Origin of the sequence: Veillonella sp. 3627 (assembly GCF_003992195.1) — a bacterium.
Taxonomy (GTDB): domain Bacteria; phylum Bacillota; class Negativicutes; order Veillonellales; family Veillonellaceae; genus F0422.
Genome location: NZ_RQVG01000001.1, coordinates 1 through 17481, shown reverse-complemented (window position 1 = coordinate 17481; position 17481 = coordinate 1). Strand labels below are relative to the sequence as shown.

Here is a 17481-nt window from a genome sequence, read left to right as displayed (position 1 = left end):
TATCTCAAGGTATGTGATTTTTCATACGTATGTTGTCTACACTATGACCTAAAAGATTAACAGTGTGCCAAAAATAACCGGCCTTAAGTATTAATTCCGATATCCCAATTCAGATAACATACCAGATTTATTGCGCCAGTCTTTTTTCACTTTTACCCATAAATCTAGGAATACTTTTGTAGCCAATAAACGCTCTACATCACCACGAGCTTGGCGGCCAATAGTTTTTAACATGGCTCCTTGTTTACCAATGATGATACCTTTTTGAGAATCTCGCTCTACATAGATAGTAGCTCGTACATAGGTAGTGCCATCCTCTCTTGTCTTCATTTCATCTACATCAACAGCAATGGCATGAGGAATTTCATCATGAGTCTGTAACAGGATTTTTTCACGCACAATATCAGAGATAATCAAACGTTCCGGTTGATCTGTAATCATATCATCTGGGAAGTATTTTGGACCTTCCGGTAAATGTTTTTCTAATAAATTCACCACTTCCTCAATATTGTCTTTTTCTTTCGCAGAAATCGGTACCACCGCTTCAAAAGGATAGCTATTTTCATAGGATACGATAGCCTCTAACAAGTCTTGCTTTTCCATCGTATCAATTTTATTCACAATGAGGAACACTGGTACATTCACCTTACGAAGTTGTTCAATGACAAAGTTGTCACCAGGACCACGCTTCTCATTAGCTGCCACTACAAATAAGACAGCCTCTACTTCACGCAAAGAATCTACCGCTTGGTCTACCATGAATTCACCTAATTTATGTTTTGGCTTATGAATCCCTGGTGTATCCATGAACACGATTTGTTTCTTTTCATCTGTATAGACACAAACAATACGGTTTCGTGTCGTTTGCGCTTTATCAGATACGATAACAATTTTATCATCAATCAATGCATTAATTAATGTAGACTTTCCTACATTTGGTCGTCCTACAACGGCTACAAAGCCTGATTTAAATCCTTTTCCACTATTCATTATATGGCATATCCTCTCGTACATAACCTAAATTACCAAGCACAAATTCTTCCTCTGTGCGCATTTCTTTTTTATCTTCATCTATCATATGGTCATAGCCTAAAATGTGTAAACAGCTATGAACAGTTAAATAGGCAAGTTCACGAATAAAATCATGATTATACTCTTTCGCTTGCTCTGCTGCTCGCTCAAGGGAAATGACAATATCCCCTAATAACTGTCCTTCTTCCTCGATAGAAGCTTCATCTCCTTCATTGAGGGCAAACGATAATACATCTGTAGGCATATCTTTACCACGGTATTCACGATTTAATTCCTGAATTTTTCCGTTGTTACAGAGGAGCACACTATATTCATCTTCCTCGTGTAATCCATACACACGAGCCACTTCATTACAGCACCGTTGAATGACTTCCTCGTAAGTGCTATTCTGTTCGATTCCCTCATCATAGGAAATACTTACAATCATTCTTGTTTCCCTTTCTCTGAAAGTTGATATTCTTCATAGGCTTTCACAATACGACCTACCAAATCATGACGCACCACATCTTGGTCAGAAAAATAAATACACCGAATCCCTTTGATGCGTTGTAACACTTGCTCTGCTTCAATCAAACCAGATGTTATCTTCGGTGGCAAGTCAATTTGCGTAGGGTCTCCATTGACCACCATTTTCGACTGATACCCTAAGCGAGTTAAAAACATTTTCATCTGTTCTGGCGTCGTATTCTGCCCTTCATCAAGGATCACAAAGGAACGTTCCAAGGTTCGACCACGCATGTAAGCCAATGGTGCTACCTCGATAGTCCCTTGTAAGAGCATCTTCTGCACTCGTTCTACACCGAACATATCATGTAAAGCATCATAGAGAGGACGTAAATAAGGGTCTACTTTTTCTTGTAAATCACCTGGCAAATATCCTAGCTTTTCCCCTGCCTCTACAGCAGGTCTTGTCAAAATAATACGATCCACTTCACGATTTTTCAAGTAAAATGCTGCCAGTGCAACAGCTAAATAGGTTTTTCCTGTTCCCGCAGGACCAATGCCAAAGGTGATCGTATTGCGACGGATACTATCTACATATTGTTTTTGGCCCACTGTTTTAGGAATAATAGGATTCCCCTTCACAGTCACATTGATAGTATCTTCATATAACTGGAAAAGTGATTCTTTTTCGCCTTTCAAGATCATCGTGGTAGCTGTTCGCACATGATGATCAGTGATTTTAATATGATTTTTAAACAAGTATAACAGTACATCTAACACTTCCATTGCTACTTGTACAGATTCCTCTGAACCTGTTATATCCACAATGGTATCTCGATGTAATATATCTACTGTTACTAGTTCTTCTAATACTTTCATGTGAGATCCTTGAGGTCCCACGATAGGTCCTACCATGTCATAAGTAGGTATGGTAAATCTCTGATTAGCCATATGCTCCCTTTCACAGAAATTTTTGAACCGCAGCGCCATGTAAATAATCATAGCCACTGCCTTGAGAAATATCTTCGTCTTCCATAATTTGATCAATCAAATCTTGTACGCGCCACCAGCCCATAGACCAATTCGTGAAGATTGTATTTTCCTCTGGCGCACGTCCTACTAGTCGTTGTAATACAATCTTAGGGTCTAGGTAACGTAAAAATTCTACCACTCGTCGAGCGTATTCTTCTGCACTGATTAAGGTAAATTCACCAGCCTCATAATCATGTGCCATTTTCGTATTCTTTACTAAGTATAATGCATGAAGCTTCACTTGGTCTACTTGCAATGCTGATAAAGTTTTTGCCCCTTCAATGACATCGTCCATGGTGTCCCATGGAAGGTTCAGTATCATATGAGCACACACTTCAAATCCATAACGCTTGATGCGCAATACTGCATCGATAAACTCCGCCATCGTATGTCCTCGGTTTACCTTTTGTAATGTATGATAGTTCACCGATTGTAAGCCTAATTCTACATAGACATCAATACCATATTTGTTTTGTATATCTTTTAAAATATCTAAATAGGCATCATGTACACAGTCTGGACGTGTGGCAATGGCAATGCCTACCACATGTTCTAAGCAAGCTGCTTCCACATACTGGCGAAACTTCTCTGGTGGTAAATAGGTGTTACTAAAATTCTGAAAATACGGTATATATTTATAGGCTTTATATTTTTTCGCAATATGCACCACTGTTTCATCAATTTGCTGTTTTACCGTCATAGAGGCTGGTCGATTTTCATAGCCTGCTCCAATTTCACCACAGAAGGTACATCCACCTACACCTGCTGATCCATCGCGATTAGGGCATGTCAACGGTAATGCCACTGGAATTTTATAAGCCTTTTCCCCATATCGCTCTTTGTAAAAAGCAGATATCATACGATACCGCTTTGGCTTTGTGGTATCACTCATATCACACCTCCTCCCTGATAGTTGAACTAGCAATATGTTCTGGATAATTCAAATTCGTATCTACACATTGTTGAGGACGTATAAAAGGTTTCGTCTCACCTTTTACGTCAATGATGATGACATATGTATTACTTAGTATAACAGTATCTGTCATAGAATCATCAAAATTATTAATCCCTAAGTATAGCAATGCCTCACCACACACCTCAATTGTATGATAATCCTGTCGGATTCTTCGCCACTCCACAAAAGAATAGTTAGGGATATATTGTCGTACCAAACTTTCCTCACGCCAGAATATCTCGGCATCTTGCATTTCTTGTTTTCTGTCTTTGGATAAACCAAATCGTTCATCACGGATTTTCCCATTGAAAGATGTCAATACATCGTAGCGCAGTAAATCACAGGCCACTTGGTCCTCTTTCAAGGTGAAGAACTCATAGAGGAATGCTATTTGATCAGCATCATTTAATTTACGGTCTTGATTCCCTTTTTCTAACCATAGCTTGGTCATGTCTTCAAAATAGGCAAAGGCCGATCCTTCTTGGATTAAGCTTTCACTAATGTACCCAAAAACTGTGCGATACCGTTCACTATTATAGAACCGTTCAAACACATCTTCAAAATGTTTTAACATGCGTACATCATCATAAGGCAAGACATGGGTTTGTAATACTTCATAAGGTGCTTTCGGATTGGCAATATACTCGTACTCTGCCATGGAACGCACGCCAGAGCCTTTTAATAACTTTAAAAACCCAATCTGCAACGCATGAGGTTGCAAACTGAATAAATCATTAAAGGACTTCTCGAAAATAGATTTACTTTCATATGGCAAACCTACAATTAAGTCCATATGCACATGGGTGCGCCCAGCCTTGATGATTGGTGGTATCACAGATTGAATACGACCCCAATCATTGCGCCGATGGATCGCCTCTAAGGTCTTATCATGCGTACTCTGAACGCCTACCTCAATCTGTATTTGACCATGACGAGTAGAACTTAGAATATCTACTTCTTTTTCAGTCATTAAAATGGATTCCATTTCCAGGTGAAAGTTCGTCTGTCCCCCATGGTCACGCATCCACTCCATCAATGGAATATGATGATGAGGCGCACAGTTAAACGTACGATCCACAAACTTCACCTGTTTTACATTGTGCTCTACGAACCAAGCTAACTCTTCGATTACCCGTTCTTGGGGAAAGAATCGTACAGTGTTGCGATTTCCAGATAAACAATACTGGCAACTAAAGGGACAACCACGAGAAGATTCATAATAGACAATTTTATTCCCTAAGGTAAGCATATCTTCCTCTGTGTACGGGAATGGTATTGTACTTAGGTCCTTCACCTCTACAGCCTCTTCAGACCCTTGAATGTTCCCTTGTTCTCTACCTAGGATACCAGGTATGACAGGATCAACAGGAGAGTGACCTGTACGAATTGCTTTCACAAACGAAGTGAAAGCCTCCTCAGCTTCCCCTTGTACAATATAGTCAATACACGGGTGGTCTTCTAATAGTTCCCGCGCTGTATAACTCACCTCAGGCCCCCCTAAGATAATCTTAGTACTAGGGCGGACCGCTTTGATCATAGAACATAGATGCAATGTCATATCGATATTCCAGATATAACAAGCAAAGCCTATTACATCTGCGTCTAACGTAGTGACATTATTTAAAATATCTAAAATAGGCATATTAATAGTGTATTCCACTATCTCATATGCCTCGTCTTTCGTTCTTCCATAAGCCTGCAAATAGCGCAACGCCAAAGAAGAATGTATATATTTTGAATTCAACGTTGAAATAATAACTTTCATTTGTACCTCACTCATCGAATGAACTTAGTTCATCGGCTATTATTTCATTATACCACAAAACACAAACCTCTCCCATAATTTAACTCTTAGAGGGACGCAGTTAGACGTAGGAACAAGTAGTATTTTTTTGCAAAGTATGGTATACTTGACATGTAAAAAAGAAGAGCCATCAACGTGTAGCTGGCGTTAGGCTCATCTCAAAAAGTCAAAATTTGATTTCGCCTAACGTGTGAGGGCCGTAAAACCTCATTTCGTTAGGCGTTTTCATTAGCTATAAAAGCAACGAATAACTTCTACAATTAACATAGAAAATTGAATCAATAAAGATAATTTTTCATATGCAGTCATAGTATCACCTCCTCCCATAATAGGAAGAGATGAGCCTAACAACACGTTAATGACTCTTGTAATTTTCATTATACTACAAAATTACCCAAACTATTAACATGTATCAATATAGTTTCCTACCCCGGAGGAACGCAGTTAGGTGTAGCAGCCTTTGTGGCGCTCTTTACTGACAAAATTACACAAACACAGGAAGAGCACGGCGTGCTCCGAACAAACATTATGAAATACCGTTTGTGAGGAGTATGCCGTGCTCTAACTATACTCTGAGGAACACAGTTAGGTGTAGCAGCCTTTGTGGCGCCCTTACTGACAAAATGATACAAACACAGGAAGAGCACGGCGTGCTCCGAACAAACATTATGAAATACCGTTTGTGAGGAGTATGCCGTGCTCTTCCCTTTTTATCATATTCAATTAAGACCGCCACAAGGCTGCATAGCCTTACAAGCAACGACCAACGAGGCTGCATAGCCTAATTAGTGACGTTTAAAGCCTAGTTTTTCTATAATGATGAACAGCATAGGGATGATTGCCACTCCAAAGAATGTGGCTGTAATCATACCAAATACTACGGTCACACCCAAGGATGCACGGGCACCAGCACCAGCGCCACTTGCCAACATCAATGGCGAGCATCCAATGATGAATGCAAAGGACGTCATCAAGATAGGACGTAAACGAATCTTCGCTGCTTCAATAGCTGCGTCTACATAGTTCATACCTCTTTCATCAACACGAATCTTAGCATATTCAATGATTAAGATCGCATTCTTCGCTGCCAAGCCCACTAATGTAAGTAAGCCGATTTGGAAGTAAATATCCAAGGCAAAGAAATGTGTAGATTTCATCATGGCACCAATCATATTGAATAACCATGGACCAAGAACAGCACCAAAGATACCTGTTGGAACAGATAATAATACTGCAAATGGCACTTTCCAAGATTCATACAAGGCAGCCAACACAAGGAATACAAAGACAATACCGAATCCAAAGATAATCAACACTTGGGATCCCGCTTTGATTTCCTCACGAGTTTGTCCACCCCAATCATAGGTATATCCTTGTGGCAATGTATTTTTCGCCACTTCTTCTAAGGCTTTGATAGCATCACCAGAGCTAACACCTTGCTTAGTATTACCACCAATGCTCACTGCTGGGAAGTTGTTATATCGTGTTACCACAAAGGCAGATGTCGTTTTTTGCGGTGTAATATACGTATCAACTGGCACCATTTGACCTGCTGCATTACGAACAGTCAATAGATGATTCATACTAGGATCGGTACGGAACTGATTGTCCGCTTGTAACATAACTTTGTAGTTTTTACCAAACTTAGTAAAGTCATTTAACTGCATACCACCATAATATCCTTGTAAGGCTGTATAAATATCTGTCACAGCTACACCATCACGAGCCGCTCTATCACGATTCACATCAAAATTATAGGATGGTGTGGCCGTATTGAAAGTCGTATAAATACTAAGGAACTCAGGACGTTTTTGAGCTTCTCCTAAGAACTGTTGCACTACCGCATTCATTTGTTCTGTACTATGACCCGCTTTATTGATGAGGTACATGGAGAAACCACCCGTCTTACCAAGACCTGGGAGGGATGGTGGATTCAACGGAATAATCGTTCCTCGTGGATCTTTAGAACCATGCATGAAAGTATTTCGAATCTTTAAGCCAAGCTGTTGATCTGGTTGCGTTCTTTCACCCCAATCTGTTAAGGATGTAAAGATTACACCACCACTCGTTTGTGCTGCCCCAGCTAAGATATCAAAGCCAGGTACTGTGATGGTCCCATCAGAATCTTTATCTTCGTTCAAGAAATGACCTAAATCAGTTAATACATCTTTTGTACGACTAGAAGTCGCCCCTGGCGGCAAGGATACCGCAACCAGAAAATAGCCACTATCTTCAGCAGGTACGAATCCACTTGGCACCATACGCATCATACCAAAAGCTGCACCTAAGAAGATAGCCAATGCCAACCATGTGGCCCATAGACGATTGGACCAACGAGCTAAAAGAATACCATACTGATCGATTCTTCGATCCAAGAATCCATTAAACCACTCCAAGAAACGACCCACTATATTAGTAGTCTCTTTTGGCTTATGTGGTTTTAACATAATACCACACAATGCAGGCGTCAATGTCAATGCTACAAAGGCAGAAATAATAACAGAAATAGCTACTGTTAAAGCGAATTGTTTATACAATACCCCCGTTAAACCACCCATGAAGGCCACTGGAACGAATACGGAAATCAATACGAAAGCAATACCAACAACAGGGCCTTGTACTTTTTCCATGGCTGCTACGGTAGCCGCCTTTGGTTTCAACCCATTGTAGCGCATTTCATATTCTACAGCTTCGATTACGACGATCGCATCATCCACGACGAGACCGATCGCTAACACCATGGCTAGCAAAGTCAATGTATTAACAGTAAAGCCCATTACTTGGAACGCCGCAAAAGTACCAATCAAAGATACTGGCACTGCAATCATTGGAATCACTGTAGACTGCCATGTTTGCAAGAACAAGTACACAATAATCGCTACGAGAATCAAGGCTTCTTCAAAGGTTTTTACTACTTCTTTCATAGAAGCTTTTACAAATTTTGTATTATCTACAATAATCTTCGCTTGCATATCCGGTGGGAATGCTTCTTCTTGTTGGTGAATAACCTCTTTTACAGCATTGATTGTTTCTAATGTATTCGCATCATTCGTTAATGAAACAGCAAATACAGCTACTGGTTTATCATTGCCCGTTTCTTTTGAGAAGCTTGTAGGCTCTACAGAATAACTTTGTGCCCCTAATTCAACACGAGCTACATCTTTTAAATGCAATAAATTATTCTTTTTATCTTTTTTAATTACGATATTTTCAAATTCTGAAATTTCAGCCAAACGACCTTGTACTTTCACAGATGTGTTGAAAGCTTGATCTTTGTCAATTGGATCGGAACCTAACGCACCTGCTGCAGCCTGTTTGTTTTGACTGCGAATCGCATTGCTTACATCTGTTATGGTAACGCCATACTTAGACATTTTTGTAGGGTCTAGCCAAATGCGCATAGCATAGTCAGCACCGAACTCCTGCACTGTACCCACACCATTCACAGATTGGATGGCATCCATCATGTAGTTAGTGGCATAGTTTTTCAAGAAAGTTCTATCATAACTACCATTTGGCGATACCAAGGAGAATACCATGGCCATATCACCAGAAGATTTCGTAGTGGTCACGCCCACCGTTTGTACTTCGGATGGCAAGGATGCCAAGGCACGGGCTACACGGTTTTGTACGTTTACCGTATCCATATCGGCATCAGTTCCTTGCTCAAATTGAACTGTCAAGTTATAGGAACCATCCCCTGTACTCGTGGATTGCATATAATCCATATTTTGGACGCCAACGATTTGTTTTTCGATGACTGCCGCTACCGATTCGCTTACAACCTCAGCATTGGCCCCCATGTAGGCAGTACGTACCTGTACTTGCGGTGGAGAAATCTGTGGATATCTGTCGATCGGCAGTTTTGATAAGGAAATCAACCCTAGCAATGTAATGATAATAGAGATTACGATGGCAAAGATAGGGCGATTAATAAAGAATTTTGACACAATATCACCCTAATTACCTTTCTCAATATCTTCTTTGCTTAATAAAGTTGCTTTTACTTCTGCGCCATTTTTCGCTTTTGTTAAGCCATCTACAACGATTTCATCGCCTACTGTTAAACCTTTACCATCTTTGGAAGGACGAATGATGGTGTATTTACCACTTGTACCGCTAGTCATAACTGGCACTTGTTCTACTTTACCATCTCGGATGACCATCACAAATGTTTTATCCAATACTTGTAATAAAGCACGAGATGGCACTAAGATAGCGCCTTGAATAGTTTCACCGCTAGTAATAACGGATGCATACATATTTGGTAACAACATATGATTTGGATTTGGGAATGCTGCTTTTAAAATCAGCTGACCTGTACCGCTATCTAAGTTTTTGGCAGCTTCCACAATGCGACCTTTAATTGTGCTTACAATTTTGTGATTATCATCATAGGTACCATAGATTTCACCATTGGACAATTTCAATTCTACTTCGCCATCTACAGAACGATGTGCTTTTTTATATTCTAAGTACTCTGCTTCACTCATACTAAATTGTACATATACTGGATCGGTAGAGTTCAATGTGACAAGTGCTGTTTGTCCAGCTGTAACGAATGTACCTAAATCTACATCATCCATTTCCAATGTACCATCAAATGGCGCATATACAACCGTATCTTGTAAATTATTTTCCGCTAAGCGGATTTGTGCTTCCATAGCTTCTAAGGCTGCGCGATTTTGTGCAGCCACACTAGCTTGTGTATCCAGTGTTTGGCGGGCAATGGCATCTTCATTTGCTAATGTTTGATAGCGCTGTAAATCGACTTGAGAGTTTTGGTACGCTGCGCTAGATCGTGCTGCATTGGCTTGTGCACTAGCTAGGTTCGCTTCGTATTGACGTCCATCGAGACGATACAATGCTTGACCGGCTTTTACCGTGTCGCCCCCTTTTACATATTTTTCAACAACTCGACCGGATACATTCGCTCGAATCACAATAGAATTTTGTGCCAATACAGTACCATTGAAAGATTCTTGTACATTTGTATCAGTAGCTGTGATTTTATAGGAGTTAACCTCCGTTGGACCTTGCCCCGGAGCTTGTCCACCACAACCAGATACAAGTACAAGGGCTGCCAAGCTAGCTGCCACTAAACCATTATACGCTTGTTTTTTCATTCATTTCACCCTTATTTGTAATACCCTGTAATATAACTGAAATAACCTTTGGCATATATTTATAAATATCCTCATGATGATTGGAGCTTTCAAACACAATGCGTCGTACAGCACCTTGCAACATCATAATGATAATATCAACATCCACATAGCGAGCAATAGTTCCTTGCTCTTGTTGGTGTAGTAAATAGTATTTAAGTAAGTCCCAATCTTTCTTGAACAAAGTTTTCAACATTTCTTGTAGTTGCGGTATAGATAAGAAGATTTCCATGAAAGATTCTCCACTGAAAGCCGCATACAAATTTGATCGTACTCTAAAATACCTATTTAATACTTCTTCTACAGTAAGACTTTTATTGTTCACAATATTCTCATGCTGTCTGTAAAAATCTTCTGCCCCATGGACTAAAATGGTTTCTACAATTTCATGTTTAGAACGAAATTGTTCATACAGCTTACGTTTACTGATAGTCAATGCTTTTGCTAAATCATCCATGCGGAATGATATGCCTTGCTCTTCAATCATTATGGCCGCCGCTGCTAAAATTTTCTCTTTAACCGTAACCAATATAGCCCTCCTTTCACACTATAAGTAAAGAGTTACAAAACTCAACTAATGTATTTCAGTACCAATCTTTAGTTTACTTAAAATAAGAACAAATGTCAAACTATGAAATCCATCAATTCGATGATGTCTATATACCCCAAACTTTCATTTTTAGAAAGTTTAGGGCATGAATAACCTAAATTTGTAAACTAAAAAATGCCACGCCTTAGCGCAGCATTTCTTCGAAAGCAGATTAATTATCCCATACTTTAGGAATATAATACTCAGTAAATAGTTTTATTGCATAGTTATCTGTCAGTCCCGCCACATAGTCCACAATATCTTGGTCTGTAATGGGATTGTCATGATGGATTTCATGGCGAATCGCCTCAGGGTGTTCTTTATAGTACATAAATAAGTGTTTTACCACATAGTCACCTTTATTCCGATCTGGAATTAACGACGGTGCCCGATAGACACGTTCAAACATAAAACGACGGAAAATATTCATAGTTTCCACACCACGTTCTGACATAGAAATCACCGGTTGATCCATAGAGGATGTCACCATGTCTGTGACCATGGCAGTAATCATTTTGGAATGGGTATCTCCAAAGACCTGTAGCACTTCTTTCGGTAAATCATTCACCCTGAGCATATGTGCTCGCAACGCATCATCAAAATCATGACATAAATAGGCGATACGATCAGCAGTGCGTATGATCTGCCCTTCTAAGGTAAGAGGCATATGAGAACCTGTATGCCCTAAAATACCATCACGAACAGCAGTCGTTAGGTTAAGACCTTGTCCATTCTTTTCAATACTTTCCACCATGCGCAAGCTTTGCTCATTATGATTGAAATGACCTACCATATCACGAAGGGCGTATTCTCCCACATGTCCAAATGGTGTATGTCCCACATCATGCCCCATAGCGATAGCCTCTGTCAAATCTTCATTCAACCGCAACGCCCGTGCAATGGTACGTCCAATCTGTCCCACTTCTAAGGTATGTGTCATACGAGTCCGATAATGGTCCCCCGGAGCAATATATACTTGTGTTTTGTGTTTTAATCGACGGAAACATTTGCTATGTAGAATACGATCTCGATCTCGTTGAAAATCCGTCCGATATGGATCAGGCTCTTCCTTACGATCTCTTACAGATTCTCTACTTTTAGCCGCATAAGGACTTAACATAGTATATTCTCGATCTTCTAGCATTTCACGAATACTCATATGACACCTCCTAGCTTAGCGTGTATCCATGACACGATTTTTTTGAATGATTTGCATCACCATACCAGCTGTTTCTTCGATAGATTTATTAGTTACATCAAGTACTGGGCAATGTAACCGCCTCATCACAGTTTTTGCATAATTTAACTCTTCTTCAATACGGCTTACATTCGCATAATTAGCGTCTGCATGTAGTCCCATGGTACGAAGACGTTCCTCACGAATATTGTTCAATTTGAAAGGATCAATAATTAACCCTACAATCTTGCGTCCTGGAATTTGGAATAATTCTTCTGGCAATGGTACTTCTGGTACCAATGGTAAATTGGCCGCTTTTATTTTTTTATAGGCTAAGAACATAGATAATGGGGTCTTACTAGTACGAGAAATTCCAATAATGACAATATCTGCTTTTTCAAAGCCTTTTGGATTTTTACCATCGTCGTATTTCACGGCAAATTCTATAGCCTCTACCTTTTTGAAATATTCTTGGTCTAATTTATGAATCATACCAGGTGCCAATCTAGGCTCTGTATCTGTCATAGTTCCTACTGCATCCATAACAGGGCCCATAATATCTACGGCTTGCACACCCTGTGCTTTACAAGCTGTATCTAAATACGACCGCAATGCTGGTGATACAATGGTATGACAGATCACATGTCCGCCGGTAGCGGCTTCTTTTACCACTTCATTTATTTGTAATTCATCATTAATATAGGGCACACGAACGATATCAATCGTTTCCTTATCATATTGACTTGCCGTAGCACGTGCCACTGATTCAGCTGTTTCTCCTAGGGAGTCAGAAATTGCATAAATAATTTTAGCCATAATTACTCCTATCGTTTTCCACAGTCCCAAAATAAACGGGTCACTGTGGTTTTAGAAATACGACCTACTACACGATATTCTTTACTTGTCTCTAATAATACCTTATCTACTACCGGTACGCAATCGATTTCAAAATCAATCATCCGTTCTACTGCTTCCACAACAGGCATATCGGGATATGCCACTACGACTTTACTAGTAGGTGTCATGATCATGGAAATAGGCATAGTATTTAAATCAGACCCACCAAGAGAGGCACGCAATAAATCTTTACGAGAAACCACGCCTTTTAATATACCATCATCACAGATTAAGATAGTTCCTACATCTTCTGTGAACATGGTAACAATTGTGTCATACACAGATGCTGTGGAACTGACTGCTACCACACTGGACATAACTTGTGCCACTGTGAAACTATTAATCTCAGCCGCTAAGGGATTATTTGCCACTTTACCAACATAGTAATACCCGACCTTTGGCCGTGCATCTAAAATACCCATCATTGTCAGTACCGTTAAATCTGATCGCAACGCAGACCTCGTTAAGTCCAATTTTGTAGCGATCGCTTTACCAGTGATAGGCCCTTCTTGTTGTACAATTTGTACAATCGATTCTTGTCGTTTTGAAAGATTCATATTGTTACCTTTCTATGAAAAAGGAGGCTCCTTCCAGAGCCTCCTCATCTATTACCAATCTAAAGCTTCTGTATTTTGACGACCTTTGCCTGTCAAAGCATCTAACATAATGCGTTGTTCTAATTGTGCCACCATTTTTTTCGTAGACACCACAGCATCTGGATTTACAGAAATAGAATCAATACCATGTTTTACTAAGAACTCACAGAACTCTGGATACACACTTGGTGCTTGTCCACAGATGGATACTGTTTTGCCATCTTTGTGTGCTGTTTCAATTAAATGTTTAATAGCACGTTTTACAGCCAAGTTTCTTTCATCATAAATATGTTGTACAGTTTCATTATCACGATCACAGCCTAATACAAGCATCGTTAAGTCATTGGAGCCGATAGAGTAACCATCTACATATTGATTGAATTGATCCGCCAAGATAATGTTCGCAGGGATTTCAGCCATCAACCATACTTTGAAGTCTGCATTACGTTGTAAGCCGTGTTCTGCCATAATACGAGTTACTTCTGCTGCTTCCTTCACAGTACGACAGAATGGAATCATAACTTGCAAGTTTTTAAAACCGAATTCATTGCGTACTTTTTTAATGGCTTCTAATTCTAACAAGAATGCTGGTGCATAGCGTTCATCATAGTAGCGAGAAGCGCCACGGAATCCAAGTAACGCACTAGATTCTTCTGGCTCATATTTATCGCCACCATTTAAATCACGATATTCGCTAGATTTGAAGTCACTCAAACGCAATACAACTTGTCGAGGGGCTAAGGCTGCACATACTTTACGCATACCTTCGGCTAAGGTATCGATGGCAAAATCACGACGACCTGTTTCGATTAAATGCATTGGGTGTTCATGAATAAAAGTAGTCCAAATGAATTCCTCACGCATTAAACCAATACCATCACAAGGTAATACGCCATATTTTTCAGCTAAGTCTGGATCGCCTAAGTTCATGTAGATTTTAGTAGCTGTAATCGGTGTTGGCTCTACATATCGAGCTTCTGCTGCCGGTTCTACTTTTTTAGTAGCCTCTTCTAAAATTCCATCATAGACAATACCATTTGTAGCATCTACAGTAATCATTTGACCGTCAGAAATCATTTTTGTCGCCTCTTCACTGCGAGATTTTGTACCTACAATACAAGGAATCCCCAACTCACGACTTACAATAGACGCATGACAAGTCATACCACCTGCATCTGTGACAATAGCTTTAGCTTTTTTCATTGCCGGTACCCAGTCAGGAGCAGTCATAGTAGTAACAAGGATTTCTCCTTCTTTAAAATCATCGATATCTTCTGGATTTTCGATCACATGGGCACGACCTGCTGCTTTACCAGGGCTCGCAGGAAGACCTTTTACAACAATCTTACGTTCTGTTGTAGTCGCTTCCACTACAGTTTCTTCTTTTTCTTTCTTTTGAGAGAATACAGTTTCTGGACGGGCTTGTAAAATCCATACTTTTCCATCGCGCTCATCGATGCCCCATTCCATATCCATATAGCAACCATAATGTTTTTCAATCGCTTTTGCATAAGTTGCTAATTCGATAACTTGTTCGTCTGTGATAACTTGTTGACGAGCTTGGTCTTCAGGAACTTGAATTTCAACACAATCCCCTTCTGGTTTACGTACTAACGCAAGATTTTTATCGTTAATCATACGATCTGTAATTTGCATCGTCCCTTTATCTACAGTGAAATTATCTGGTGTCACTGTACCTTGTACTACATACTCACCAAGACCCCAAGATCCTTCGATAATAATGGATTTGTCATCACCATTCATAATATTCACAGAGAACATAACGCCTGCAGCTTTGGAGTATACCATCATTTGGATTGCTGCAGACAAAGCTACTGTCATATGATCGAAACCTTGTTTTACACGATAGTAGGTAGCACGGTCAGTAAAAGTAGATGCATAGCATTCTTTTACTTTAGCAATGATCATATCAGCGCCACGAACATTTAAGTATGTATCTTGTTGACCTGCAAAACTAGCATCTGGCAAGTCTTCCGCAGTGGCACTAGATCGTACCGCTACAAATGGGTTCTCTTCCCCTACTTTACGTGCTAACTCTTCATAGCCTTCACGAATAGCCTCAGCTAATGGAGCTGGCATTTCTTCATCCATAATCATTTGACGTACTTCTGCAGTTACCTTACGTAACAAAGCAGAATTTTCCACATCATGTAACTCTTCTAGTTTAGCTTTAATTCGATCTACTAAACCAGTTTCTTCCATGAAATAACGATAGCCATGGGCTGTTGTAGCATATCCATAAGGAACAGGTACATTCGTAGAAGAAGTCATTTCTCCTAAAGAAGAAGACTTACCACCAACAATATCCACATCCTCACGATGCAATTCATCAAACCAAAGAACATATGCAGTATCACGACTCATGATTATCCCTCCATCAGAAATAGTATTCATAATTTAACTATATAGTACAACATATATAATAAATAGTCAAGCACTATTAGGATTAGAATCAAAAGTAAGTTGCAAATTAAGTCCCATTTTTAATAAAAAATACATCATAATAATGTAATTTTAAATAAAAAAGCATCCTTATAGGATGCTCTTCATTTATATAATTCCCCAATAGAACACAAGAGCACGGCTGTCCTAAACAAACATTATCTAGTACTGTTTGCAGGGCATACCGTGCTCTTTTCTTACCTATTAAACTATAATCGTTACAGGCTACGTAGGAAAACCTAGTTCCTAGATTTTTTCACCTATACGCTTAAACAATTCAGCAATTTGTGCTTGTTGTTTTTCATTTAATGCTTTTAGTTCTTCCAATTGATCTTTTTGGATTTTATTTTGTACTTTAAACTCTTCCAATTGATCTTTTTGGATTTGGTTTTGTGCTTCTAAGGCAGATACCTTATCTTGTAATGTGTAAGAGGCACTGATTGGTCCTTGACGGAATGTATCTTTCACAGCTGTTTCATCAGCACGAGCACCGAATTTCCAGCTCACACCTGCATTTGCCATCAACTCCTCACCACGGCTACCGATAGAGGCGCCTGCATGGAATAATGTGGACTCATTTTTGTAATGAGCAATACCTAATGCTAATGCACCTTCACCTTTATAAGTACCGATACCTGCCATGATAGTTGTAGGTTCTAATGGATCGTATTGTAAATGACGTAAGCCAGCCATTGCTGCTGCTTGTGCACCCATACGATTCATACGATTGTTGATATTGATCGTTGTACCTCGTAATTGAGACACGTTAACTGCATCTGTATCTTTTGTACCTGGTGCTACATTGTGAATTTGTTGCATACCTGCAGAGATACCTTCTGTCATAACTGGTTTGCCATCTGGACCTTTCACAGGGTTACCATTGCTGTCTAACACTGGTTTATCCATACCGAAAGAGATAACACGAGTATTATCTACTACATTTGGTTTTAAAGCTCCTACAGCGCCCGCATATTTCTCGCCTGGTTTAGGTTTTCCATCTTTATCCATGTACACAAAGTTACCGTCTTTGTCTTTCATGACTGGCTCACCCTTTTCATCTTTGAAAGTAAGATTTCCATTTACATCACGAGCTACTGTACTATTTGGAATGACTTTCAGTCCTTCGTTCGTATACTCCGTAGAGTTACCAGGATTTTTAATTACTTCTTTTTGTTTTCCAGTAGCAGGATCGATAACTGGTTTGCCATCTTTATCAAATACTTTTTCCATTTCATCAGTGGTAGTAAAGCCTATCTTATCACCAGATACATGCGATGTTTTTTCTACGCCAGTCTTCGGATCCGTTGCATTAAAAATTAAATCTTTA

The 17481-nt window shown here is 39.6% G+C and carries 14 protein-coding genes; all 14 read right to left on the bottom strand.

Going from position 1 to position 17481, the window contains the following annotated elements; translation table 11 throughout:
* Window positions 1-90: 90 nt before the first annotated feature.
* Complete coding sequence (era, locus tag EO114_RS00065; protein WP_062402913.1) at window positions 91-990, bottom strand: GTPase Era; 900 nt, start codon at window positions 988-990, stop codon at window positions 91-93.
* On the bottom strand, window positions 983-1459 hold the full coding sequence (ybeY, locus tag EO114_RS00060) for an rRNA maturation RNase YbeY (protein ID WP_126940254.1): 477 nt from the start codon (window positions 1457-1459) through the stop codon (window positions 983-985). Before ybeY ends, era begins: the two co-directional genes overlap by 8 nt.
* Window positions 1456-2427, bottom strand: a complete 972-nt coding sequence (locus tag EO114_RS00055) for a PhoH family protein (RefSeq protein WP_127061083.1) — start codon at window positions 2425-2427, stop codon at window positions 1456-1458. The genes ybeY and EO114_RS00055 overlap by 4 nt, the downstream gene beginning before the upstream one ends.
* 10 nt (window positions 2428-2437) lie before the next feature.
* Complete coding sequence (locus EO114_RS00050) at window positions 2438-3400, bottom strand: TIGR01212 family radical SAM protein (RefSeq protein ID WP_127060718.1); 963 nt, start codon at window positions 3398-3400, stop codon at window positions 2438-2440.
* 1 nt (window position 3401) lies between these two features.
* Entirely contained in the window at window positions 3402-5228 is a 1827-nt protein-coding gene (locus EO114_RS00045; RefSeq protein ID WP_127060716.1) for a B12-binding domain-containing radical SAM protein, read from the bottom strand.
* Window positions 5229-5495: 267 nt separating this feature from the next.
* Window positions 5496-5576 (bottom strand): putative holin-like toxin, encoded by an 81-nt coding sequence (locus EO114_RS08030; protein WP_370447297.1) that lies wholly within the window; start codon window positions 5574-5576, stop codon window positions 5496-5498.
* 476 nt (window positions 5577-6052) lie between these two features.
* Window positions 6053-9217, bottom strand: a complete 3165-nt coding sequence (locus EO114_RS00040; RefSeq protein ID WP_126940251.1) for an efflux RND transporter permease subunit — start codon at window positions 9215-9217, stop codon at window positions 6053-6055.
* 9 nt (window positions 9218-9226) lie between these two features.
* The gene (locus EO114_RS00035) at window positions 9227-10393 is read right to left on the bottom strand and encodes an efflux RND transporter periplasmic adaptor subunit (RefSeq protein ID WP_062402929.1); all 1167 of its coding nucleotides are present in this window, start codon (window positions 10391-10393) and stop codon (window positions 9227-9229) included.
* A complete protein-coding gene (locus EO114_RS00030) occupies window positions 10374-10961 on the bottom strand; it encodes a TetR/AcrR family transcriptional regulator (protein WP_127060714.1) in 588 nt (195 codons plus the stop codon). Before EO114_RS00030 ends, EO114_RS00035 begins: the two co-directional genes overlap by 20 nt.
* A 232-nt stretch (window positions 10962-11193) precedes the next feature.
* Window positions 11194-12180 carry a deoxyguanosinetriphosphate triphosphohydrolase gene (locus EO114_RS00025; protein WP_009354033.1) on the bottom strand — a complete coding sequence of 329 codons (987 nt, stop codon included), beginning with the start codon at window positions 12178-12180 and terminating at the stop codon, window positions 11194-11196.
* A gap of 15 nt (window positions 12181-12195) precedes the next feature.
* On the bottom strand, window positions 12196-13014 hold the full coding sequence (locus EO114_RS00020) for a pyruvate, water dikinase regulatory protein (protein WP_062402939.1): 819 nt from the start codon (window positions 13012-13014) through the stop codon (window positions 12196-12198).
* Between the two features lie 8 nt (window positions 13015-13022).
* Window positions 13023-13652: a CBS domain-containing protein gene (locus EO114_RS00015; RefSeq protein ID WP_009354020.1), complete on the bottom strand. Its 630-nt coding sequence runs from the start codon at window positions 13650-13652 to the stop codon at window positions 13023-13025.
* A 51-nt stretch (window positions 13653-13703) separates the two neighbouring features.
* A complete protein-coding gene (gene ppsA / locus EO114_RS00010) occupies window positions 13704-16076 on the bottom strand; it encodes a phosphoenolpyruvate synthase (RefSeq protein ID WP_127060711.1) in 2373 nt (790 codons plus the stop codon).
* A gap of 324 nt (window positions 16077-16400) precedes the next feature.
* Window positions 16401-17481: YadA-like family protein (locus EO114_RS00005; RefSeq protein WP_206168653.1), on the bottom strand; the 1081-nt coding region annotated here is incomplete at its 5' end.